23 protein-coding genes and 1 tRNA gene are annotated in these 23,055 nt (G+C 66.3%); 12 read left to right on the forward strand and 12 right to left on the reverse strand.

All coding sequences use genetic code 11. The features are described from left to right. The first annotated feature begins 55 nt into the window (after positions 1-55). A tRNA-Ile gene (locus BMZ48_RS01320) sits at positions 56-132 on the forward strand. A gap of 128 nt (positions 133-260) precedes the next feature. Here the strand turns inward: BMZ48_RS01320 and BMZ48_RS01325 are convergent. Beyond that, on the reverse strand, positions 261-1,508 hold the full coding sequence (locus tag BMZ48_RS01325) for an NAD(P)/FAD-dependent oxidoreductase (RefSeq protein ID WP_091530464.1): 1,248 nt from the start codon (positions 1,506-1,508) through the stop codon (positions 261-263). Positions 1,509-1,538: 30 nt separating this feature from the next. Here BMZ48_RS01325 and BMZ48_RS13130 point away from each other — a divergent pair, with 30 nt between their 5' ends. Both BMZ48_RS13130 and BMZ48_RS01330 read left to right on the forward strand, forming a co-directional pair. After that, positions 1,539-1,712, forward strand: a complete 174-nt coding sequence (locus tag BMZ48_RS13130; protein ID WP_234981458.1) for a hypothetical protein — start codon at positions 1,539-1,541, stop codon at positions 1,710-1,712. 379 nt (positions 1,713-2,091) lie between these two features. Next, entirely contained in the window at positions 2,092-2,577 is a 486-nt protein-coding gene (locus tag BMZ48_RS01330; protein WP_091530468.1) for a helix-turn-helix domain-containing protein, read from the forward strand. Positions 2,578-2,613: 36 nt separating this feature from the next. Here BMZ48_RS01330 and BMZ48_RS01335 read toward each other — a convergent pair whose 3' ends face one another. From BMZ48_RS01335 to BMZ48_RS01365, 7 genes are all read right to left on the reverse strand, one after another. Next, the gene (locus tag BMZ48_RS01335) at positions 2,614-3,114 is read right to left on the reverse strand and encodes a nuclear transport factor 2 family protein (protein ID WP_091530471.1); all 501 of its coding nucleotides are present in this window, start codon (positions 3,112-3,114) and stop codon (positions 2,614-2,616) included. 2 nt (positions 3,115-3,116) lie between these two features. Continuing rightward, a complete protein-coding gene (locus BMZ48_RS01340; protein ID WP_091530474.1) occupies positions 3,117-3,884 on the reverse strand; it encodes an SDR family NAD(P)-dependent oxidoreductase in 768 nt (255 codons plus the stop codon). 103 nt (positions 3,885-3,987) lie between these two features. Beyond that, a complete protein-coding gene (locus BMZ48_RS01345) occupies positions 3,988-5,187 on the reverse strand; it encodes a helix-turn-helix transcriptional regulator (protein ID WP_143383593.1) in 1,200 nt (399 codons plus the stop codon). A 119-nt stretch (positions 5,188-5,306) separates the two neighbouring features. Beyond that, entirely contained in the window at positions 5,307-6,290 is a 984-nt protein-coding gene (locus tag BMZ48_RS01350; protein WP_091530481.1) for a HupE/UreJ family protein, read from the reverse strand. Then, positions 6,287-7,249: a peptidyl-prolyl cis-trans isomerase gene (locus BMZ48_RS01355; RefSeq protein WP_091530484.1), complete on the reverse strand. Its 963-nt coding sequence runs from the start codon at positions 7,247-7,249 to the stop codon at positions 6,287-6,289. Before BMZ48_RS01355 ends, BMZ48_RS01350 begins: the two co-directional genes overlap by 4 nt. 22 nt (positions 7,250-7,271) lie before the next feature. Continuing rightward, a complete protein-coding gene (locus BMZ48_RS01360; protein ID WP_091530487.1) occupies positions 7,272-9,263 on the reverse strand; it encodes a DUF3604 domain-containing protein in 1,992 nt (663 codons plus the stop codon). 5 nt (positions 9,264-9,268) lie between these two features. After that, on the reverse strand, positions 9,269-10,027 hold the full coding sequence (locus BMZ48_RS01365; protein WP_091530491.1) for an SDR family oxidoreductase: 759 nt from the start codon (positions 10,025-10,027) through the stop codon (positions 9,269-9,271). A gap of 106 nt (positions 10,028-10,133) precedes the next feature. Here BMZ48_RS01365 and BMZ48_RS01370 point away from each other — a divergent pair, with 106 nt between their 5' ends. The 4 genes from BMZ48_RS01370 to dmpG are packed head-to-tail and all read left to right on the forward strand — an operon-like array spanning position 10,134 to position 13,745. Next, positions 10,134-10,979: an alpha/beta fold hydrolase gene (locus BMZ48_RS01370; RefSeq protein WP_234981459.1), complete on the forward strand. Its 846-nt coding sequence runs from the start codon at positions 10,134-10,136 to the stop codon at positions 10,977-10,979. A gap of 13 nt (positions 10,980-10,992) precedes the next feature. After that, positions 10,993-11,784 carry a fumarylacetoacetate hydrolase family protein gene (locus BMZ48_RS01375; protein WP_200769473.1) on the forward strand — a complete coding sequence of 264 codons (792 nt, stop codon included), beginning with the start codon at positions 10,993-10,995 and terminating at the stop codon, positions 11,782-11,784. Then, entirely contained in the window at positions 11,781-12,689 is a 909-nt protein-coding gene (locus BMZ48_RS01380) for an acetaldehyde dehydrogenase (acetylating) (RefSeq protein ID WP_091530497.1), read from the forward strand. Before BMZ48_RS01375 ends, BMZ48_RS01380 begins: the two co-directional genes overlap by 4 nt. Before the next feature lie 12 nt (positions 12,690-12,701). Continuing rightward, positions 12,702-13,745, forward strand: coding sequence for a 4-hydroxy-2-oxovalerate aldolase (dmpG, locus tag BMZ48_RS01385; RefSeq protein ID WP_091530501.1), 1,044 nt, complete (start codon positions 12,702-12,704; stop codon positions 13,743-13,745). A gap of 57 nt (positions 13,746-13,802) precedes the next feature. Here dmpG and BMZ48_RS01390 read toward each other — a convergent pair whose 3' ends face one another. The 3 genes from BMZ48_RS01390 to BMZ48_RS01400 all read right to left on the reverse strand — a co-directional run bounded on the left by BMZ48_RS01390 (position 13,803) and on the right by BMZ48_RS01400 (position 15,670). After that, complete coding sequence (locus BMZ48_RS01390) at positions 13,803-14,255, reverse strand: PA2169 family four-helix-bundle protein (protein WP_091530504.1); 453 nt, start codon at positions 14,253-14,255, stop codon at positions 13,803-13,805. Between the two features lie 149 nt (positions 14,256-14,404). Beyond that, the gene (locus BMZ48_RS01395) at positions 14,405-15,004 is read right to left on the reverse strand and encodes a TIGR00645 family protein (protein ID WP_091530507.1); all 600 of its coding nucleotides are present in this window, start codon (positions 15,002-15,004) and stop codon (positions 14,405-14,407) included. Positions 15,005-15,169: 165 nt separating this feature from the next. Then, the gene (locus tag BMZ48_RS01400) at positions 15,170-15,670 is read right to left on the reverse strand and encodes a nuclear transport factor 2 family protein (protein WP_091530510.1); all 501 of its coding nucleotides are present in this window, start codon (positions 15,668-15,670) and stop codon (positions 15,170-15,172) included. 262 nt (positions 15,671-15,932) lie between these two features. On the opposite strand from BMZ48_RS01400, the gene BMZ48_RS01405 reads away from it, so the two are divergent. The 5 genes from BMZ48_RS01405 to BMZ48_RS01425 all read left to right on the forward strand — a co-directional run bounded on the left by BMZ48_RS01405 (position 15,933) and on the right by BMZ48_RS01425 (position 22,004). Then, positions 15,933-17,783: a DAHL domain-containing sensor histidine kinase gene (locus BMZ48_RS01405; protein ID WP_234981467.1), complete on the forward strand. Its 1,851-nt coding sequence runs from the start codon at positions 15,933-15,935 to the stop codon at positions 17,781-17,783. A gap of 23 nt (positions 17,784-17,806) precedes the next feature. Next, positions 17,807-18,742 carry a response regulator gene (locus BMZ48_RS01410; RefSeq protein ID WP_091530515.1) on the forward strand — a complete coding sequence of 312 codons (936 nt, stop codon included), beginning with the start codon at positions 17,807-17,809 and terminating at the stop codon, positions 18,740-18,742. Positions 18,743-18,841: 99 nt separating this feature from the next. After that, positions 18,842-19,954, forward strand: a complete 1,113-nt coding sequence (locus tag BMZ48_RS01415) for a DUF1214 domain-containing protein (RefSeq protein ID WP_091530753.1) — start codon at positions 18,842-18,844, stop codon at positions 19,952-19,954. After that, positions 19,951-21,114, forward strand: coding sequence for a sulfotransferase family protein (locus BMZ48_RS01420; protein WP_091530518.1), 1,164 nt, complete (start codon positions 19,951-19,953; stop codon positions 21,112-21,114). The genes BMZ48_RS01415 and BMZ48_RS01420 overlap by 4 nt, the downstream gene beginning before the upstream one ends. A 95-nt stretch (positions 21,115-21,209) precedes the next feature. Continuing rightward, complete coding sequence (locus BMZ48_RS01425) at positions 21,210-22,004, forward strand: SDR family oxidoreductase (RefSeq protein WP_091530520.1); 795 nt, start codon at positions 21,210-21,212, stop codon at positions 22,002-22,004. Positions 22,005-22,037: 33 nt separating this feature from the next. On the opposite strand, the gene BMZ48_RS01430 is transcribed toward BMZ48_RS01425, so the two are convergent. Next, complete coding sequence (locus BMZ48_RS01430) at positions 22,038-23,027, reverse strand: flavin reductase (RefSeq protein ID WP_091530757.1); 990 nt, start codon at positions 23,025-23,027, stop codon at positions 22,038-22,040. Between the last annotated feature and the right edge of the window lie 28 nt (positions 23,028-23,055).

The following is a 23,055-nucleotide window of genomic DNA, read 5'->3' on the forward strand; positions in this document are numbered from 1 at the left end:
GGCGCCAGCCGCGGCCGCCGCGCGCTTGCCCCGCTACAATGCGCCGCGTCCATGCGGGCCTGTAGCTCAGCCGGTTAGAGCAGGGGACTCATAATCCTTTGGTCGCAGGTTCGAATCCTGCCGGGCCCACCACGCCGCCGCTTGCGCCGCTCGCCCCGGTCATGGGCGGGGCGAGCCCGTCGCGCGCGGTGCGAAAGCCGATATGCGACGTGCCGAGACCGGCGTCGGCGCCTTGGCGTGCACGGCACGACGGCGGTCTTTCAGGGTTCGAACGTCGGCACCTGCGCAGGAAATTCCCGCTTTGCGTGCCAGTCCGGACCCGGGCGGCCGCGCAGCATCTGCTCCCAGTAGAGGTAAGGCAGGTAGTGTTTCTTGAGCCACCAGTAGCTGCGCCGCGGAATCCGCGGGTCGAGGGGGAAACTGGGTGTGACCACGCCGTCGTAGCAGAACTCCGCGAGCATGATCTTGCCGCGCGAGGTCGTGAGCGGACAGCTGGCATAGCCGTCGTAGCGCGCCTCGCCGCCGCTGCCGGACAGGCGGCGCAGCACATTGGTCACCACCACCGGTGCTTGGGCGCGCACGGCCGCGGCGGTCTTGCTGTTGGGCGTGGTGGTGCAGTCGCCAAACCCGAAGACGTTGTCGTACTTAGGGCTCTGCAGCGTGAACTTGTCCACGGCCATCCAGCCGCTCGCGTCGGCGAGCGGACTGCGTTTGATGACATCCGGTGCGGATTGCGGCGGCACGACGTGCAGAAAATCGAAAGCCTGCGTCACCCGTTGTTTGTCCGGTCCGACCTCGAAGGTTGCCGTGCGGCGGGGGCCATCGACCGCGACCAGGGTGTGGCCAAAGTGCGCCGTGATGCCGTAATGGGCGACGACCTTATCCAGCGCCTGGGCGTAGAAAGGCACGCTGAACATCGCCGGACCCGGTGTGTAGAAATGGCTCTGCACCGATAGACCGTTGCGCCGGAAATGATCGGCAGCGAGATACAGCGCCTTCTGCGGCGCACCGGCGCATTTGATGGGCATGGCCGGCTGCGTGAACAAAGCCACGCCCCCCTTGAGCTGGCTGATGCATTGCCAGGTGTAAGGCGCGTATTCGTAAGCATAGTTACTGGACACGCCGTTTTTGCCCAGCGTTTCCTTCAGGCCCTCGATCTTGTGCCAGTCGAGCTGCAGTCCGGCGGCGACGATCAACACCTGATATTCCACGGCATCGCCATTGCCCAGGACGACGCGGTTGTGCTCTGGCTCGAACTGTTCGACCCGCTCGGCCAGATGCCGCACGCCCTGCGGGATCAGTGTGCGCAGCTCACGGCGCGTGCGGCCGATGTCGTAGCACCCGCCGCCGACCAGCGTCCATGCGGGCTGGTAGTAGTGATACGTGGCGGAGTCGATGAGCGCGATGTCCAGGTCGGGCCGGGTGCGCTTGAGCATGGCGGCCGCCGTCAGCCCGGCCGCTCCGGCGCCCACGATGGCAACGGTGTGACGATGGGTGGTGGTTGTCATCGGCAAACCCTCCGCATGCTGTCATGAACCATGAACAGGGTGGCAATGATGCCGCAGATTCTTGCGCATCATTGGCGCAAACCCTGTCCAGAGGTAAATATCGCTGAAAGACATATCAATATTCTTTTTAGTTTTATGCGGCGGCGCAACTGCCGCGAAAAGCCGCGTCATGCTGGCTGCCAGCCCTATCGCCGATTCTTTTGAAGACCGGGCGGGGTCGGACCTGGCCGCGTCTGCCGGCAAAATGCCAGGTCAGGCCCAACACGCGGGTGAGAACCCGTCGATGCCGGCGATCCTCGCGTGCGTATCCCCTCGATCGGCGAGCTGCGTGCGGCCAAGCAGTGCTGACCGTCCGACGGCGATCATCCGGCCAATCTTGCGTGGTCATTTACATGATCGGGTACGTGAGATCCGCAGAGCGTGATGCGCCGGAACATCTCTATTGGGCAAGGGTTTTGTTGCGTCATAAATGCCGGCCGGTTTTTAGTTCGGGCCATGATGGTTGTTTTTGCTGGGTTTTTCCACCGCACCACCAAGATTTTGTGCATACTTACGGCTCCGTCAGTTCATTTTGGATTGATGTATGCCCAACATCGCGGGCCTGCTGAAGGCCGAGATCGTCCGCCTTTCCAACAAAACCGTCCGTCAACATTTGGAGCCGATCCAAAACGCGGCAGCCAGGCAGCGGCGGGAGATTGCCGCGCTCAAAAAACAGATACAGGGTCTGGAGCGTGAGCTGCTGAAGCTGCGCCGCGCGGCGGCTGCTGGCAATGATCAGTCTGCGTTTGCAGCCACCGATGCCGAGCCCAAGAGTCGTTTCGTCGCCAAGGGGCTGCGGTCGCTGCGCGCCCGGCTCGGTTTGAGTGCGGAGGATTTCGGCCGGCTCATCGGCGTCAGCGGTCAGAGCGTTTACAACTGGGAGCAGGGCCGCGTGCGGCCGCGCCCGGCGCAGGTGGCGGCGATCGCGGCGCTGCGCGGCATCGGCAAGCGCGAGGCGATGGCCCGGCTCGCCGCGCTGGATACGGACACAGACGGCGCGGCGCAAAAAGACGGCGGACAAGACGCCTGAACGGCGTTACTCCGGCCAACCGCGGCGCCGACCCGCTCAGGCGGGCGGCAGTTTCTTGCCGTGCCGGGCGAGCCAGTGCGCGGTGATGTTCGGCGTCTGCGTCAGCGGCGTGACGATTTCGTAAATGCGCTCGTAAGTGGCCCGCTGGATCCACCAGCGGCCGTCTCGTTTGACGTAGGTGTCGCGATACAGCGCCGAGCCCTCGGTGATGATCTTGTGGCGCAGGTCGCAGAACCAGTCTTTCAGATACCACACGCCGGTGGCTTCGCTCGGCGAGACGAAATCGATTTCCGGGTGGTTGACGTGGTGCAGCGCGATGGCTTCGGCGTGGAACGCGTTTTCCAGTGCCTCAAGGATGCGGTCGCGGCCTTGGGCTTCGAACAGATAGCTGCCACCCTGGTAGCGCACGCTGGCGTCTTCGGTGAACAGGGTTTTCAGCTCGGCGATGTTGGCCGTGTCGATGCAGCGGCAATAGGCATACTTGAGCCGGCGGATCTGTTCCAAATCTTCGAGCGGCAGGGCCATTTTGTTCTCCATCGTCAGATTCCAAAGCCACCGGAGACGTTGATCTGCTGGCCGGTGACATAACCATTCGTGGCCAGGAACACTGCGGCATCGCCGATTTCTTCGGGCTTGCCCCAGCGCTTGATGCACAGCAGCTTCTGTGTCTCCTCCGTCCATTTTTCGTCGAAGACCCCGCGCCGGAGCAGCTCCAGAAACATTCCGGCCTCGATGACACCCACCAGGACCGAGTTGGCGCGGATGTTGTGACGCCCCTCTTCTTTGGCGATGCCCTTGATCAGGGCCTCGTTGGCGGCCTTGGGCACCACCGAGAGCCCGTCCTTGGGCGGCCACCAGACATGGCCGGCCGAACCCAGATGGACGTAGGAGCCACCGCCGCGGGCGCGCAGATGCGGCAGCGTCGCCTGCACGGCGTGCAAGAAGCCGTGCACTTCGACCTCGATCGAGTTGCGCCAGAGTGCGGCCGGGGTCTCGGCGAGCATCACTTGTTCGACCACGGGGCCGGCCGCCCACACGACCGTATGGATGCGTCCGTGCGCGGCGATGGCCGCGTCCACGGCCGCCTGCACCTGGGCGGGATCGCGTACGTCGGCGGCATGGCAGGTCGCCTTGCGGCCGCCGGAGGCGATTTCCGCAGCCACCCGTTCCGCCACCGTCTGTTTGCTGCGATAGACGATGGCGACGTCAGAGCCGGCGCGGCCAAAGCATTTGGCGACTTCCTGACCGATCCCGCCGCTGCCGCCGAAGACGATCGTCGCGCCGTCCATCCATGCCTTCTGCATCATGATGCACGCCCTACGGTACGCCACTGTGGGGTGGCCGTGCCGCGATCATGGGCGCGTCGCGTCGCTGCGGCATCCTCCGATGGGACGAGCGCAGCGCATGGCGTCAGTCCACGACTCCGGCCAGCGACAGCGTGCTGCCGAGTACGAGCTGGGCGAGCGCAGCCTGACGCCGAAGCCCGGTCTTGGCGAGCGCCAGACGCAGATGGGTGCGTGCCGAGGCCGGGCTCAGACCCAGAGCCTCGGCGGCTTCCTCGACGCTGGCGCCATGCGCAAGGCGCAGACTCAGTTCGATTTCGGTGCGCGTCAGTCCAAACTTGCGGCGCACCGCTTCGTCTCCGGACGGCAGCCGGGGCGAATCGGGATCGCGCAGGTACAACGCCCAGGCCGGTGGATACGGTGCCTCGCCAAGGGCCTGCGCCGGCAGCGGGCGCAGCAGCAGGGCATACGGTTTGCGCCCCGAGCGGCGCGGCAGCCGCAGGCCGGCGACGAGGGTAGTCGTCTGCGCTGCGCCGGCCAGCGTGTGCTGCACGGTCGCGTGGACCTGCGCGTCGTCGATATGCAGGCTCGCCCCGGCGATGCGCATGCCCTCGTCGGCGGCGTCGATGCGCCGCGCTTCGCCGTTGGCCTCGATCACGCGACCGTCGTGCGCGAGGATGACCAGTCCCAGCGGCGTACGTTCGAGCGTGCCCGCGAGCAGCTGACGCTCGCCGTCCAGACCCTCGACCCGCGCATGCATCCGCACGGCCCGGCGCAGATGCGGCAGCAACATGCGGCACAGCGCGCGTTCGGTCTCGGCGAACATCGGCGCGCCCAGGGGCCGCGAGATGCGCAGACGCCCCTCGATGCCGTCGTCGGTCAAAAAATCGATGCCCAGCACCGTGCCGACGCCCTGCGGACGCAGGTAATCCGCGCACAGCGCCGTCTGCGGCCACTGTGCGCCGAGCAAGTCCTCGGGAGTCAGGGCTTCGCCGGGCGGCAGGCGCAGGAAGGGATCGAAGGCGAAGAAATGTGTCCGGCAGGTATGGGCAGCGTAGGCCGGCCCTGTATCGGTGTGCAGGATGACGCCTGGCCGCTGCGGTGCCGGCGGACGCAGCAGCAGCGCGACATGGGCGGCGGCGAGCAGGCGCTTGAGTTGCTGCAGGCTGGCGAGCCAGGCCGACGGGTCGAGCGCGCCCTGGTAAATACCGCCGATCAGTGTGCCGATCGCCTGCGGGTCGATGCCATCGGTTCCTGCGTAGCGCGCGCGGGCGCGCCAGGCGTGGAGGGTCGGCATCGGTCTTGGACGGTCATCGTTCATCGTCATGCGATTCCCCGGCGGTACGGTGTATCGGCGATGCACCGTGCCGCGCCAGGACAGGGATACCGCAACGGCCTTGCGCCGGCGTCATCCGAAAAGACGACGAGCGGGGATCGGCCCCGGCTTCAGACCAGCAGTGCTGCGGCCCGGGTATAGCACCAGGCCGCCGCCGGCACGCCGATCGCGTAGGCGGCCAGGCGCGCCAGTCCGGCCGGCGTGGGCAGATGTAGCTTTCGTGTTGCGTGCGCCAGGGTCAGCACCACGGCGACGACCGCGAGCTGGCCGAGTTCGATGCCCAGGTTGAACGCCATCAGTGCCAGCGGTAGCTCGCGCTGCGGCAGCCCGATCTCGGCGAGCGCGCCGGCAAAACCCATGCCGTGGACGAGTCCGAAGCCCAGCGCCATCGACCACGGCCAGCGTGCCCACCGCGACGGCGCCTGTGCCGGGCGCACGATGGCGCAAGCCAGCGCGAGCAGGCTCACCGCGATGGCGAGTTCGGTCCACGCCGGGTGGATGCGCACGAAGCCGAGTACGGTCAGGCTCAGCGTCAGGCTGTGACCGAGCGTGAACGACGTGATCGTCCAGAACAGCGCGCGCATGCCGCGCACGAGCAGCAGCAGGCCGAGCACGAACAGCAGGTGGTCCGGTCCGAGCAGCAGATGCTCGATGCCCAGACCGAGATAACGCGCGAAGACCGGTGGCGGCGCCTGCGGCGCCGGCACGACGAACGCCGGCCGTCCGGCATCGAGCAAGGTTTGCACCGCGGCACCGTGTGCGGGTTCGATGCGAACGATCGCGTTGATGCCGCTGCGTTCGAGCCCGGCGATGCGCAGCGTTGCACCGACGAGCCCGCCGGGACAGTCGAGCCGCCAGCGCTGCACGAACGCGTCGTTCGGTTCCAGGGCCTGCGATAGCGCCGTCGCGGTACAAGTCGCAGGCCACTGCGGCGTGACCGCCGCGCCCCGAACCTGGACGACCGAGGTGCGCCACAGCACCGCATACTGGTGCGGTGCGGTTTCGCGCAGCTCCAGCAGCGCCGGCGCCAGCGGGTGCGCAGCCACGACGGTGGTCAGGCCGAGCAGCAGCAGCGCGAGCGCAATCCGTATCATGTCTGGTGTGCGATGGTGTCGAGCGGCGCGACTTCGATGCGGTAGTGCGCGCGCAGCCGCGCAAGCCGTGCGCGCAGCACCGCCATCCGCTGTTGCTCGATCCAGGCAGACACTACCGGCGCCTGTTGCGCAGCGCCGTTGTCGGCAACCGCGGGCAGCCGCGCCTCGACGTAAACCAGATGCAAGCCGTAGGGTGAAACCAGCGGGCCGCTCCAACGGCCGGTCGGCACCTGTGCCAGCGCGGTTGCAAAGCCGGTTCCGAAACGCGCGGCGATTTCTTGTTCCGAGAGGGAATCGAAGACATCGCCGTGCAGGAAGGGATCGCCCGCCTCGCGCGCCGTCACCGTTCCCGCATTCAGCCGTGCACGCAGCTCCTGCGCCGCGGCGTGCGCATCGGCATACGCACGGTCGGCGGACAGAAACACATGATGGAAGCGATAGCGCAGACCGGCGAGGCCAGCGCGATGCGACTCGGCGGCGAGATGCCGGCGTAGTGCGGCTTCGTCATACGGCACGGTGGCGGTCAGCCGCCGCTCCATCATCTGCACGAGGCGCCGGCGCACCACGGGGTCTTGCATGCTCATGCCCAATGCGCGTGCTTCGTGCAGCAGCGTTGCATCGGAAGCGCGGCGCTGCGGAAACGCAAACCGCAGATTGCGCAGCAGGCGTTCGCGCGCGACCGCATCGCGCAAATCCAGCTCCAGGCGCAGTGCCTCGCGCAGCAGCACGATCTCGTCGATGTGGTGTTCGATGCTCGCGCGCAGTTCGGCGGCAGTCGGTGTCCGTCCGGTTTCACGCACCCATTCACGCCGCAGGCGCTCGATGTCCGCGGCCGTGATGCGGATCGGTGTTGCGTCGTAAGGCAGCGGTTCGGGAGGAACGAGCAGATGTTGCACGGCGAGCACGAGCCCGCCGAGCACCAGGAAATGGACCAGCGGCTCGCGGATCAGTCGGCGCATCGCTCCTCAGGCCAGCGTCGGTTCACGAAGAAGGCCGGAACCAGATCGGCGAAGTCCACGCGCGCTCCTGCACCGTTTTCGGATAATCGGCGTTGCAGCAGTCGGCCCAGGCTTCGGGTACGGCATCGGGATTGCGGCAGTCGATCCCGGCGGCGATGCACTGACGCGTGTGCCAGCGGCAGCTCGGATTCTCGACGACGCGGGCGTAGTAAAACGCCGGCTGTGTCGGGTTAAACGTGGGGTCTTCCCAGACCGTGCACAGGCTGGCGTAACCAGGTCCTGAGGTCGCGCAGGTGGCCAGATCGACGCGGGCGCCGTTGTGCGGATCGCCGGCGACTTCGAAGACCTGCTCGTGCGTGATTCCTTCGCCGTCGATCCAACCCTTGATGATCTGGATGCGCTGCAGTGGTTCGACCGGTTCACCCGGCGCACCGGGATCGCGTAACGCCCAGACGGCGAAGCGCGGACGCGCGCCCGGCGCCGGCAACGCCGGCAGATCGCTGCCCATCGGCACGCCGCGGGCATAACCGATGGCGACGAAATCGCGCCGTGCGCATTGGTCGGCCGGCAAATCCCAGCCGCCGAAGAAGCGCACGACCGGCCGGGTGCCGCTCGTCGCATAGGCTTCGCGCCGGCGCATCGCCGCGAACAGGGATTCGCGCGTGTTCTCCTCGGCCCAGAGCACGGCAAGGCCACCAGGGCTGGCTTCGATGACGTCGGTCAAGCCCGGCACGCCGTCACGCGGGTTCTGGCCCGCGCCGGCATGACCGGGAAAATTGCTTTCAACGACGTTGCCCGGCGTACCGAGGTGTGTGTCCGAGCTGGCGACGAAGCCGTACTTGAACGGATTGACGCCGATCAAGCGCTCCTGGCGCAGTCCTTCCTTGAGCGCCGAGCGCAGGAAATCCTGTTCCATCGGCGGCCCGGTGTTGGCGCCGCCGAAGCGGTTGCCGGTGAGATTGTTGTACGGCAGCAGCTCGAAATCGCAGAGCTCGTCCTGCGCACCGGCGCCGCTCGTGCCCAGGCATTCGGACTGGCCCTTGTGCTGGTAGATCTCGGCGAGCGGCTCGGCATCCTGGCGGCGCTGCGCGAACGCGGCATCGTAGTCGTTGCCGAAGCGGTCCCGGGTTTCGAACATCGTCCCGGCGGAGAGATTGGAGTTGTGCGGAATACTCAACCAGTCGCAGCCGTCCTCGTGACGGCATAGCCTGGAAAGCGCTTCCCAGAGCAGCTCCGGGCGCGGATATTCCTGGTAAGCCGGCGGTACCACCGGCACCACTGCGCTGCGGAAGATGACGTTGCGATGCAGATTGTTCGACAGCGGTGCGCCGGTCCACTCATAGCCCACGAAGGTGGTGAAGCGGCACGCCGGGCTGCGGTCGTAATAGGCTTCGGCGGCACGCTGGATGTCCTGCCACGGTGTTTTCGCCGCCTCGATGCAGGTCTGACCGCCGAGCCCGCAGTACGGCAGCCGCGGAATGCTGCCATTGGCGCCGACGATCGGCAGATCGGATACGAGCGGCACGTCCGGCGGCACCGGGAACTGCGGTAGCTCGGGCAAGCCCACTGCGGCGAGATTGAAGGCGATGAACGCCTGGTCGGGGAAAGCGCGGTAGAACAGGCATTCCGGCGCGTAATACTCCAGATAGTCGGGATTGGTGCAGATCTCGGTTTCACCGAACAGCTCGGCGTGATCGGTCACCGCGGCAAAGTCGAGGGGCCGGGCCAGCTGCGTGAAGCGCGTCGGCGCGCCGGTCTCGTCGTAGGGTTGCACCCCCAGCCGTTCGCCGAGCGCGAAGCGATAGGCCTCGTGCGGGCCGATGATCGTGCCCTGCGTGTTCGCGTCGAGCGAATACTTGGTATGGACGTGCAAGTCGCCGAAGAACGGCTGACGCTCGGCGCTGTAGTGCAGACAGCGCGGCGCATCCACCGGCGGTGCCGGTCCGTTCACGCCATCGCTGCGGCCGCAGGCGGCGAGCATCAGCACCCACAACAGCGTGGACCTGGCGCGCATCTGCCTTAGGGCTTGTTCACGTTGGCGGCGTCGAGAAACGCCGGCCGCTCGCCGCCGCCGTGCAGGACCAGATTCGTGCCCGTGGCATAAGCCGCTTCCGGCGAGCACAGCCAGACGCAGGCAGCGCCGACGTCCGCGGGCGTGGCCAGGCGCCCGAGCGGAATGGTCTTGGCCACGGCGGCGATGCCGCGCTCATCGCCGAAGTGCAGGTGGGCCTGTTCGGTCTGCACCGGGCCGGGACTCACCGCGACCACCCGGACCTTCGGTGCCCACTCGATCGCCAGCGACTGCACCAGGCTTAATACCCCAGCCTTGGCCGCGCCATACGCGGCAGTGCCCGGCGATGGACGCAGGGCGCTGATACTGGCGACGAAGACGATCACGCCGCCCTGCCCTTGCTGCATCAGCGCATTCGCGGCCTGCGCAAGATGCAGCGGCGCGAGCAGATTGAGCGCGATGATTTTTTCGTGCAGCCGCGGCGAGGCGTCCGCGGCCAGCGCATACGGCGCGCCGCCGGCATTGTTGATCAGCACGTCGAGCCGGCCGTGACGGGCGCGGATTTCGTCGAACAGCGCCGCGCGCGCCTCGGCCTCGCGCACGTCGCAGGCGATGAACTCGGCGCAGCGTCCATGCGACTGCGGCAGCTCGGGCGGCGCATGGCGTCCGCAGACGATGACCGTATCGCCGGCCAAGAGAAAACTTTCGCTGATGCCGCGGCCGACGCCCTTGGCGCCGCCGGTGACCAAGACAATCCGTGCACCCATGGCTGCATCTTACGGCAAGGGGTTGTGGCGGCTTTCACCCAAAGGGACGAAGCCGCATGCCGGCGTGTGGCCGAAGATCGGCACCGAAACCGTCCCCGCCCCGGCAATGAACGTTCTCCCCATCCCCGAAGCCCATTACGCGAAGCTGCCCAGCGGCTATCGCATCCACTACCGCGACGACAGTCTCGGCGGTGAGGGTCGGCGGCCGGTCGTCGTGTTCCTGCACGGCTCGGGCAACGGCGCCTGCGGCTACAGCAATTTCAAGGGCAATATTCCGGCGCTGGTGCAGGCCGGCTATCGCGTGATCACGCCGGATCTGATCGGCTATGGCTATTCCGACAAGCCGGACAACGTCGAGTACCACCTCGATTTCTTCGTCGCCTGCGTGCAACAGACGCTGGATGTGATCGGCGTGGACAAGGTCACGCTGATCGGCAATTCGCTGGGCGGTGCGATCGCGCTGGGTTTGGCGCTGGCGCATCCGCAGCAAGTGGAGCGTCTCGTGCTGATGGCTCCGGGCGGGCTCAACGATCTGCCGGATTATCTCGCGATGCCCGGCATGAAAATGATGTTCGAGCTGTTCAATGCCGGCGCGCCGGTCGATCACGCGCGGCTCAAGGCGTTTTTCCAGGCGGCCTTCGTCGTGGACCCGGATGTCGTCGATGACCAGCTCGTCGCCGAGCGATGCGCACTGATGAAGCTGCAGAACGCGCAGGTCATCAAGACCATGAAAGTGCCGAATCTCACGCCGCGCCTGCCCGAGATCCGCCAGCCGGCGCTCGCGCTCTGGGGCTTGAACGAACGGATGATGCCGGAGTCCGGCATCTTGCGGCTGGCCAAGGGGTTGCCCAACTGCCGCATGGTGCTGGTGCCGAATTGCGGGCACTGGGTAATGATCGAGCACCGCGCGTTGTTCAACCGCCTGGTGCTCGATTTCCTGGAAAACGGCTGACCGGCATATGGCGTTGCCTGCATCCCGCATCGACATGCTTGGCGATGAGCTCTACGCCGCGCTGCGCGGGCGGCGCACGCTGACGCCGCTCACCCTGCGCGAGCCGCACATCGACCTCGACGATGCCTACCGCATCTCGCTGCGGCTGCTCGAGCGCCGCACCGCGGACGGCGAGCGCGTGATCGGCAAGAAGATCGGCGTGACGAGCAAGGCGGTGCAGGACATGCTCGGCGTGCATCAGCCGGACTTCGGGTTTCTCACCGACCGCATGCAACTGCCCGACGGCGCCGTCGTCAGCCTCGCCGCTTGCGGGCTGATCCAGCCGCGCGCGGAAGGCGAGATCGCCTTCGTGCTGAAAAAAGATCTGCAAGGCCCCGGCGTGACCGAGGATCAGGTGCTCGACGCCACCGCCTACGTCTGCCCCTGCTTCGAGATCGTGGACTCGCGCATCCAGGACTGGAAGATCAAGATCCAGGACACCGTCGCCGACAACGCCTCCTGCGGCGTGTTCGTGCTCGGCGCAGCGCGCGTGGAGCCGCGCGCGCTCGATCTCGCCGCGGTGAGGATGGACATCGAGAAAAACGGCGTCCACGTCGCCTCGGGGCTGGGCAGCGCGGTGCAAGGCCATCCGGCGACGGCGGTCGCCTGGCTGGCCAACACGCTGGCGCGCTACGGCATCCCGTTCCGCGCCGGCGAGATCATTCTGTCGGGTTCGCTCGCGCCGCTTTTGCCGATTGTGCCCGGCGATTGCTTCCGCATGCGCCTGGACGGCATCGGCGAGGCTTCCATCGGATTCACCCCATGAGCAACAAAATCAACTGCGCGATCGTCGGTTCCGGCAACATCGGCACCGATTTGATGTACAAGCTCAAGCGCTCGGCGCTGCTCGAGCCGGTGTGGATGGTCGGCATCGACCCGGCCTCCGACGGGCTCGCCAAGGCGCGCGCCGCCGGGCTCAAGACCACCGACCAGGGCGTGGACGGCCTGCTGCCGCACATAAAAACCGATGACGTGCGCATCGCCTTCGATGCGACCAGCGCCTACGTGCACAAGGAGAATTCCGACAAGCTCACCGCGCGCGGGGTGCTGATGATCGATCTCACGCCGGCGGCGATCGGCCCTTACTGCGTGCCGCCGGTGAATCTCAAGGCGCACATGGGCCGGCGCGCGATGAACGTCAACATGGTCTCCTGCGGCGGCCAGGCGACGATTCCGATGGTCCATGCCGTCGCGCGCGTGCAGAAGGTGAGATACGGCGAAATCGTCGCGACGGTGGCGTCCAGATCCGTCGGTCCGGGTACGCGCAAGAACATCGACGAGTTCACGCGCACCACGGCCGCCGGCGTGGAAAAGGTGGGCGGTGCCGAGAAAGGCAAGGCGATCATCATCATCAACCCGGCCGATCCGCCGATCATCATGCGCGATACCATCCACTGCCTGACCGCCGAGCCGCCGCGGCGGGCCGAGATCGAGCAGTCGGTGCACGACATGATCCGGGAAGTGCAGCGCTACGTGCCCGGCTACCGGCTGGTCAACGGCCCGGTCTTCGATGGCGATCGCGTCTCCATCTTCGTCGAGGTCGCCGGGCTCGGCGATTACCTGCCCAAGTACGCCGGCAATCTGGACATCATGACCGCCGCGGCCACGCGCACCGCCGAGATGTTCGCCGAAGACATGCTCGCCAGATGCCGGCCGTCCACGGCCGCGTGAAGGAGCGATGCGATGAATCTCAAGGGCATTTCGATCAAGGTGCACGACATGTCGCTGCGCGACGGCATGCACCCCAAGCGCCACCAGATCACCATCGAGCAGATGAAGGCGATCGCCAAAGGCCTCGACGAGGCCGGCGTGCCGCTGATCGAAGTCACCCACGGCGACGGCCTGGGCGGCGCCTCGGTGAACTACGGTTTTCCCGCCGCGAGCGACGAGGAATACCTGCGCGCGGTGATTCCGCTGCTCAAGCGCGCCAAGGTCTCCGCGCTGCTGCTGCCGGGCATCGGCACGGTCGATCACTTGAGGATGGCGGCCGACTGCGGCATCGCCACCATCCGCGTGGCCACGCACTGCACGGAAGCCGACGTCGCCGAGCAGCACATCAACCTCGGCCGCAAGATGGGGCTCGACACCGTCGGCTTTCTGATGATGGCGCACATGATCGAGCCCGAGGCCCTGGTCAAGCAGGCGCTGCTGATGGAGTCCTATGGCGCCAACTGCATCTACGTGACCGATTCGGCCGGGTACATGCTGCCGGATGACGTGACCGCACGCGTCGCGCGGCTGCGCGAAAAGCTCAAGCCGGAGACCGAGATCGGCTTCCACGGCCACCACAATCTGTCGATGGGCGTGGCCAATTCGCTCGCCGCGGTGGAGGCCGGCGCGCGGCGCATCGACTGCGCCTGCGGCGGCATGGGCGCCGGCGCCGGCAACACGCCGCTGGAGGTCTTCGTCGCCGTGTGCAACCGCATGGGGATCGAAACCGGCATCGACGTGTTCAAGGCCTCCGACGTCGCCGAGGACCTGGTCACGCCGATCCTGGATTTCCCGGTGCGCATCGACCGCAACGCACTCACCCTCGGCTATGCCGGCGTGTATTCGAGCTTTTTGCTCTTTGCGCAGCGCGCGGAGCAGAAATACGGCGTGCCGGCGCGCGAGATCCTGCTCGAGGCCGGACGCCAGAAACTGGTCGGCGGCCAGGAAGACATGATCGAGGACATCGCGCTGACGATGGCGCGCACGCGTGGTTTGCGGCGCGCAAGCGCAGCCTGACCGGCCGCCTCGCCGGCGCGCCGGAATGCCGGATACCAGACCGGGCGGTGTCGGCGTTCAGGCCGCGCGGTCGAGTTGCTGGCGCCAGCGCCGCACCGCCTGGTGGCGCTGACGGGCTCCCTCGTACTGGCGCTTGAGCAGCGCTTGGATATGCGGCGGCGTGTCCCAGGTCACGGCATCGGCGAGCAGCGCCTCGGCCGTGCTCTCATCGGATTCGACTTCGTCGAGAATCACCCGCTCGTCGCGGCCCAGCGCCGCCGCTTTGAGATGCATCCAGGTGCGGTGCAGCGTGTTGCCGAAGGTGCCGAGCGCGGCGGGCGTGCCGCCGAGCGCGCGCACGGCGTCCTGCAGCTCGCGTGCCGATGCGGCAAAAAACCGCGAGTACTCCATCAGCGCGTCGCGCAGATCGTCGTGATGTGCCTCCTCTGCGGCGGCACGCAGGGCGCTCTCGCCGTTTTTCTCGGCGACGATCAGGCGGTTGAGCAGGGAGATGGTGTCGGGCGTACTCATGGCGCATCCTCCGTTGCAAGCCGGAAAGCCACGGGTATGCCACCGCCACGGGTGGCGTCACCCTGTGGCACGACGCCAAGGCTAGCGCGCCAAGCGGAGGGCATCCAGCGCCCGCACGCCCCGCCGGGTTGCCTGCCGGCGGCGGGGCTTTAGTGCGCGTCGTGCTTGCCGCGCGGGGTGCTGGTGCCGTAGACCAGGCGATCGGTATAGGCGATCCCGATCGCCGAGGCGATGAAGGCGAGGTGGATCAGGGTTTGCCACATGACGCCCGCCTCGGTCGCGGTGGTGCAGCGCACGCCGGCTTCGACGGTGGAACACAGCGGCAGGCCACCGCCGATCGTTCCGGCCTCGATGAAGGTCTTGAGCAGGTGGATCGACGAGATGCCGATGATCGCCATCGCCAGCTTGACCTTGAGCACCGAGGCGTTGACGTGGCTGAGCCATTCCGGCTGGTCGGGATGTCCTTCCAGGCGCAGGCGCGACACGAAGGTCTCGTAGCCGCCGACGATGACCATCACCAGCAGATTGGAGATCATCACCACGTCGATCAGCGCGAGCACGATCAGCATGATCGCCTGCTCGCTGAGCTCGAAGGCGCCGTGGATCAGATGCCACAGTTCCTTGAGAAACAAGACGACGTACACGCCTTGCGCGACGATCAGGCCGAGATAAAGCGGCAACTGGAGCCAGCGCGACGAGAAGATCAGCGCCGGCAACGGGCCCAGCTGCGGTGCGGTGTCTTTCGACATGGGGTGTTGCAAAAGCCTTGGGTAAAACGGCGCCGATTGTAGCCAAAGGCTCAGCCAGAGCAATTACGGGGCGGCCACGCCGCGGATCGCGGGGACGGCGCATCAGTTTGTGTGATTTTTCTGCGCCCCGACACGAGTGAGACCGGATCGCGGGATTACTTGCTACTACTTGCCCTGCGGCGGCGCGCGGCCGGCGAACAAGGCCTTGGCGGCCGGCGAGGCGATGTCCAGCACCAGCGTCGAAGTGGCGACGAAACGGGTTTTCGTGATTTTCCAGGCACCGGCGATGCGACGGTATTCGTCCTCGTAGTACCCGCCGAGCTGGGTCAGGCTACGCTCCTGGGTATTGATCAGGAAGTAATGCAGGCTCCAGATCCCGCGCGCGTGGTCGGGGCCGAGCAGTTCGATCTGTGGGTTGGCGCCGTGGTGCATCTCGACCATGTGATCGCGACAACCGATCTCGACGAAGACCTGGACCAGCGCATCGGCGGTCTCAAAGCGTCCGACCACGCCATAGTCGATCTCGACAGGCCCGTCCGCGAAGCAGGCGCGCATCCCCTGCGGATCCTTGCGGTCGCAGCAAAACAGGTAGCGGGCCTTGAGGGTGCGGATCGCCTCGATGTCTTCGAGCGCTTGCAGGCGCTGCGCCAGATCGACCGGTGCCATGGAGTCCTCACGGTGTGGACGGACCGCAGTTGAACGCAGGCGGCAGTGGTTGCGAATCCTCCGTTCGGCTGAGATCCGGGTGCCGCCCCTACTGCAAATAGGTGACGTCCCGGCTGACCCGGCCGGGCTACGCTGCGGGCATCGGTATATCCAGAATCAGGTCCGGCAGTGCGACACCGGCAGGCAGGCGTAGAGGATGTCCGGGAGCGGACCCGACATCCGCAGCCGGCATGGTGGGGAAATCCGGGATGGGGGCGTGAGGATGACATGGCGCAAGATGCTGCCGCTTTTCGCGGCAGTGCTGGCGGTGGCTGCGATCGGCGTACTGGCATTTCTGGTGCGCAAGACGCAGACGGTCGATAACGCACTGCACCTGGAGCGGCTCAAGAACATTCGTACGGTCGATGCGCTCGACGTCGGGCTCAACCGCGCCGTCACCCAGGTCGGCGTCAGCACGATGGTCAATGTCGCCGACAAGCGCGCCGTGACCACGGCGCAGCTCGGCAATGCCCTCGATGCGCTCGAGAACGGACCGGCGGCGCTGCGCGGCCTGAGCCCGGAAATCGATACGGCGCTGGATCGTTTCCTCGATACGATCGAATCCAAATTCGAGCTGGCCTTCGATTTCGAGGCGCGCAACATTCTCGTCAACCAGCGCCTGATCGCCGGTCTGGATGCCGTGCCGGTGGCGGCCGACGAACTCGTTGCGCGGCTCGGCGCGGACAAAGCCGAGCCGGCGCGCGCGCTCGCCACTCAGCTCAAGACCGAGGTGACCACGTACGGCGTCGTACAGACCCCGGTCAACGAGGACAACATCCGCGCGCTGCTCGAACAGTTCGAGGCGCTCGCTGCCGGTGGCCCTGAAGCGACCCAGGAGGCCCTGCACAGGCTGCGTGCGCGTGTCAACGACGTCATCGCCGACAAGAACGAGCTCGTGCGCCGTATCTCCGATTTTCTCGCCCGTCCGACGGCCGAGCACCTCGAAGAACTCGAGAAGGCGTACATGGGCTGGCATGGCCAGCAAGTCGCCATCGCCAACGAATACCGGCTGCTGCTCGCAGCCTACGCGGCAGTCCTGCTCCTGGTTCTCGCCTGGCTGGGCATCCGCCTGCGCCGCAGCTATCGCCTGCTCGATCGAGCCAACGCCGAGCTGGCGCGCGCCAACGAGCACCTGGAGGAACAGGTCCAGGCGCGCACGCGCGATCTCAGCGAGACCCTCAAGAGACTGCAGGAGTCGCAGGCGCAGTTGATCCAGTCCGAGAAAATGGCCTCGCTCGGCCAGATGGTCGCCGGCGTCGCCCATGAGATCAACACGCCGCTCGGGTACGCACGCAGCAATGCCGAGATCGTGCGCAATGCCCTCGCCGAAATCCGCGGCCTGGTCGCTGCGCAGACCCGCGCGCTGCAGTTGATGACCAGCGAGAACGCTTCCGACGAGGAGGTCGCGCAGGCACTCACCGCGGCCCACGGCATCGCCGAGTCGATCGACGCCGAACAACTGACCACCGAACTCGACACGCTGCTCGCCGACGCCGACCACGGCCTGCAGCAGATCGCCGAGCTGGTTGCGAGCCTCAAGGATTTCTCGCGCGTGGACCGCTCGCGCACCGATTTGTTCAACGTCAACGACGGCATCGAATCCGCACTCAAGATCTGCCACAACCAGCTCAAGCACCGCATCGAGGTGATCAAGGCCTATGGCCAGCTGCCGCCGATCGAATGCTCGCCGTCCCAGCTCAATCAGGTTTTCCTCAACCTGATCACCAATGCCGCGCAGGCGATCGCCGATACCGGGCGCATCTACATCCACACCGCAGCGGATGCCGAAGGCGTCACGATCCGCATCCTCGATACCGGATGCGGCATGACCGAAGAAGTGCGCGCGCGCATTTTCGAGCCGTTCTTCACGACCAAACCGGTGGGCAAAGGGACCGGGCTGGGGCTATCGATCGTCTACCGCATTGTCGAAGACCACGGCGGCCGCATCGAGGTCCGCTCCGCGCCCGGCAAGGGCAGCGAATTCAAAATCCGGCTGCCGCTACGCCAGAACCGCGCCGGTACGGCGGCAGCCGCATCCGGACCGGCCGTCGACGCCGCGCTCGCGGCCGCCTGAGATTCAGAAGGAGAGACGCAGCGATGAGCCAACACCCCCCCAAGGCGCGCGTCCTGTTCGTCGATGACGAGCCCCGCGTGCTGACGACGATGCGCATGCTGTTCCGCAATCAATACGACGTGCTTACGGCCGACAGCGGCCAGGCCGCCCTCGAGTTGCTCAAGACCCAGGCGGTGGACGTCATCGTCAGCGACCAGCGCATGCCCGGCATGACCGGGATCGAGATGCTGCGCGCCGCGCGTGAACTCAATCCGGCCGCGATGCGCATCCTGCTCACCGGGTATTCGGATCTCAATGCGATCATCGGCTCGATCAACGAAGGCGAGATTTTCCGCTTCATCAACAAGCCTTGGTCCAACGACGATCTGACGGCGACGGTGGCGCGCGCGGTCGCGGCGGCGCGCGCCAGCGCCGCCGCTGCACAGGCCGGCGACGGCAGTGCGCCGATCGGTCCACCGCCGGGTGTGCTCGTGCTCGACGACGATCCGCAAGTGCCGGCCCGCATCCAGACGATCCTGGGCGCGGATTTCCGCGTCGTCGCTGCGCGGTCGATGGAAGAGGCCGTGAACCTGCTGGAAAAAGAGCGCATCGGCGTCATCATTTCCGACACGCGCGTCGCCGATAGCCCGGTGCTCGGCCTGATCAGCACGCTCAAGCAGCATCATCCCGAACTGGTCTCGGTGATTCTGACCGAGCGTGCCGACGCCGGCACCGCGATCGAGCTGATCAACCAGGGGCAGATCTACCGCTTCATCACCAAGCCGATTCACGACAGCCAGTGCAAGATCACCGTCAGCTCGGCGCTGCGCCAGCACCATCGTCTGGCGCAAAGCCCGGAGCTGCATCAGCGTTACGAAGTGGCTGCGCCCAAGGCTCAGCCCGCAGCAGCCGAATCGCCCCAGGCCAAATTGATGGATCGCATCCGCACGCTGCGCACGGTGGTCAAGCGCTGGGTCTGAAGCGGCGCACGCCGGGCGCCCCGCCCGAACGGACGAAGCCGGTTCTCATCACGCGGCATAAGTTCGTCCGCCAGAGCACGATTGACCGGCGAGGAGACGATGGACGCACGCGAGGCGGTCTTCAGCGGCGAGCTGTGGGATCAGTTCTGCGAGGGCCTCAAGCAGGCCGGCCGCACGATTCTGCGACCCGAGGCACCGGCGACCGAACTCGACCGCGCCGAGGGCTGGCGCTATCTCTCGCGCCTGATCCGCATTGCGCTGGAGTGGCACCTGGAATTTGCCGACGCGGATTTTCCGTCGTTCTTCATGCCCTCGCACGAGACCGGCAAGATCGGTGCCGACAATCCGGACAATCTCTATCTGATGGCGCGCATCAATGGCGCGCACGCCTATGTCATCGAAGGCACCCGCGGTACGGTGCACTATCTGTCTTTCGGCACGCAGAAGGGCGGTTACGAACGCGACGGCAAACTGGAGCAGACCGGATTTCTCGATCATCACGCGCTGGTGACCGATGCCGACGGCCGCTTCGAGATCGTCGTTTCTGCCGAACGGCCGGCGCAGTGCGCGAACTGGTTACGCATCGAACCGGCGAGCAATGCCGTGCTCGTGCGCCAGACTTTTCTCGACCGGCGCAGCGAACAACCGGCGCGGCTGACGATCCGCCGGTGCGACACCGATCAGCGGCCGGCTCCGCTCGATGCCGCACGCATCGCCCAGGGGCTGTTACGCGCCGCAGGTTTCGTCCAGAACACCGCGGCTTTGTTCGCGGACTGGGCGCAAGGCTATCTCGCGCACGTCAACCAGCTGCCGCCCGCCGACCAGGCGGTGTGCCAGCGCGCCGGCGGCGATCCCAACATCTTCTACTACCACTCTGCCTGGCAACTGGCGCCGGATGAGGCACTGGTGATCCATATCGCGCGCATGCCCGAATGCCGGTTCTGGAATCTGCAGATCAACAACTGGTGGATGGAATCGCTGGACTACCGCTATCACCGCGTGCACTTCAACCAGCATACGGTGAACCGTGACGCCGACGGCGGCATCACGCTCGTCCTCGCCCACCGTGACCCCGGCCATCCGAACTGGCTCGAAACCGCCGGACACACGCGCGGCACGATGTGCATGCGCTGGGTCGCCGCAAAAGAACACGTCCATCCGACGACGCGGCTCGTCCGTCTCGACGACTTCATCCGGGAGGCTCGCCGATGAACGCCCCGGCAATCCGTTTCGAACCCGAAGCCCTGCTGCAGGAGGCCGCAGCGAAAACCGGCCTTTCCGACTTCGGCGAGCCGAGTTTTCGCGAAGGTCTCGCCGTGTTCTGCCGCGCCCTCGAGACCGAAGCGAAGCTGTCGGACTTCGGGCGCACCCTGCTGCACCAGAAGATCATCGAGCTGCTGTGCAACCGGCTCGGCGTCGAGGATTGGTACCGACGCCATCCCGAGATCGAGCATGAAACCATCGAAGCGCCGCTGGTCATCGTCGGGTTGCCGCGCACCGGCACGACCCTGCTGCAGCGTTTGCTTGCCCAGGATGCGCAGTTCTACTCGATGCCGTGGTGGGAATCGCGCTATCCGGTTCCGTTCCCGGACGAGGACCTGCGTCACCCCATCCGGCGGATCGAACAGGCGCGCGCCGAGGTCAAGGTCATGGTCGAGGCCATGCCCAAGCTGCTGACCATCCATCCGATGGACGCCGACCAGGCCGACGAAGAAGTGATGCTGATGGAGCACAGCTTCATCGCGGCGCTGAACACTTACGCCTGCATCCCCAGTTACATGGACTGGCTGGCGAAGGCCGATGAACGCCCGGCCTATGCCTACCTGCGGCGCATGCTCAAGTTTCTGCAATGGCAAAAGCGCGCACGCGGCATCACGGCGCAGCGCTGGGTGCTCAAGTCGCCGCACCATTTGCTGCGCATGTACATTCTGCTCGAGCTGTTCCCTGGTGCGTGCGTGATCCAGACGCATCGCGATCCGGTCGAGACCATCCCGTCGATCGCCAGCTTTCTCGACACGCTCTGGCGCATCTACAGCAATGATGTCGATCCCACCGCTGCCGGGCGCGAGTGGAGCACGCTGATGGCGCGTGCCTTTCGCCACACCATGCGCGTGCGCGACGCCCAGCCGCAGGCATTCTTCGACGTGCGCTTCGAAGACACGGTCAGCCAGCCGCTGGCGGTGGTGCGTGCGATCTACGCCTGGGCCGGTTATCAGCTCGGGCCGGAGGCCGAAGCCGCGATGCAGCGCTGGCTTGCGGACAACCGCCGCAGCAATCGCGCGGAACATGTCTATGACAGCGCCACCTTCGGCCTCGATCCGGAACGGCTGAAGCAGGATTTCGCCGAATACCGCGCGCGCTACCTCTCATGACCCATGCGAGAGGCACCGGCGCGCCGACACACGCCATGCCGCAGACCCACGCCTGCGCCGGCCGTCCAGTCTGAACCATTCTTCAGGAGAAGCTCATGCTGCTTAAGGACAAGATCGTGATCGTCTCGGGCATCGGCCCTGGTCTCGGCGTCAAGCTCGCCATCGAGGCCGCGCGCGAGGGTGCCGCGGGTGTCGTCTGCGCCGCGCGGACGGCGGAAAAGCTCGACGACGCGCAACGGCGCATCGAGGCGCTCGGCGTGAAGACCCGGGTACTCAAGCAGGTCTGCGACATCACCGACCGCCGTTCCTGTGCGGCGCTGGTGGAGGCGACGGTCAAAACCTTTGGCCGCATCGACGCGCTGGTCAACAGCGCGTTCTTCCATGGCGACATGGACTACGTTTCCACCGCGGATCTCGATGCGTGGATGAGCGGTCCGATCGCGACCAATCTGATCGGCACGCTCAAGCTGACCCAGGCCGTGATCCCGCAGATGAAACAGCAGAGACAGGGGGCGATCGTCATGATCAACACCATGGCCGTGCGCCAAGTGCCGCCGCTGGGTGAGGCCGGCTATGCGGTTTCCAAGGCCGCGCTCGCCAATGCCGTCAAATGGCTGGCCAAGGAACTGGGGCCCGACGGCATCCGCGTCAACACCGTACACATGGGCTGGATGTGGGGCGTCCCCGTGCAAAGCTACATGGAATGGCAGGCTCGGCAGCACAACGTGCCCGTCGAAACCCTCATCGCCCAGGTTGCCGCGCAAATCCCGCTCGGCCGCATCCCGCCGGACGAGGAATGTGCGCGCGCCGCGCTGTTCATGGTCTCGGACTACGCCAGCGTCGTCACCGGGGCATCCCTGGACGTCAATGGCGGGCACTACATGCCCTGATGCCTAGGCGCAAGTGTTATCGCGACAGTCGCGCTATCGTGGTGGCTCTCCCCACAGCACCGCGGCTTGAGGATCGATCACGGCGAGCAGTCGATTGAGCAGGGATTTGATGACGACGGCGTCGGCGTGGCCGAGGCGCTCGAGCACCTGTGATTCCACCGATTTGGCCTGCGCGATCAGGCGCAGTGCGAGGTTGCGTCCATCGTCGCTGAGCTCGTAGGCGGTGCCCGCAGTCGAAGGCGCCGGCGTGACGATGCGGGCAAGGCCGCGGTCGACGAGCGCCTGCACGGCGGCCTGGCTTTGTTCGTCGAGCACGCCTTGCATGCCGATGGCCAGATCCTCGGCGCTCATCTGCGGCTTGAGCGTGAGCGAAGCGAGCACGTAGAACTCCTCGTCGCTGAGCCCGGCCTCGGCGAGATAGGGGCGGATCTGCGCAAAGAAACGGAAGTGACTGCGCCCGAGCAGATAGCCGAGGAAGTCCTCGCCGAAACTGCCGGCCAGATACGCGCTGCGCGGCTTGATGCCGGCCGGATCGCGGCGCGTCGCATGCGCATAGCGGCCGCCGTGGAACACCAGTGGCGCCGTTTCGTCGCGGTCGAACGCGAGCACCTCGCCGATGAAGATCAGATGGTCGCCGCCCTGATACTGCGAGGCGGTGCGGCACTGGAAGCGGGCGGCACAGCCCTTGAGCAGTGGGACGCCGCCGATGCCCTGCTCGAGGTCGAGTCCGCCGAATTTGTCTTCGCCGCGGCGCGCAAAGCGCGCGGACAGTTCTTCCTGGTCGGCGGCGAGCACATGCACCGCCCAATGCCCCGCCTTGCGGAAGGCATCGAAGGACAGTGCGCTGTTGGCCAGGCTCCACAGCACCAGCGGCGGGTCCAGCGACACCGAGTTGAAGCTGTTCACCGTCAGTCCGAGCGGCGTGCCGTCATCTGCGCGCGTGGTGATGATGGTGACGCCGGTCGCGAACGTGCCAAGCGCTTTGCGGAACTCCAGGGGATCGAAGGTGGCGCTCGTGCTCATGCTCGGTCGGATCGCAGCAGCGCCGTCG

The sequence above is a fragment of the Fontimonas thermophila genome, from assembly GCF_900113085.1.
GTDB classification, from domain to species: Bacteria; Pseudomonadota; Gammaproteobacteria; order Nevskiales; family Nevskiaceae; genus Solimonas; species Solimonas thermophila.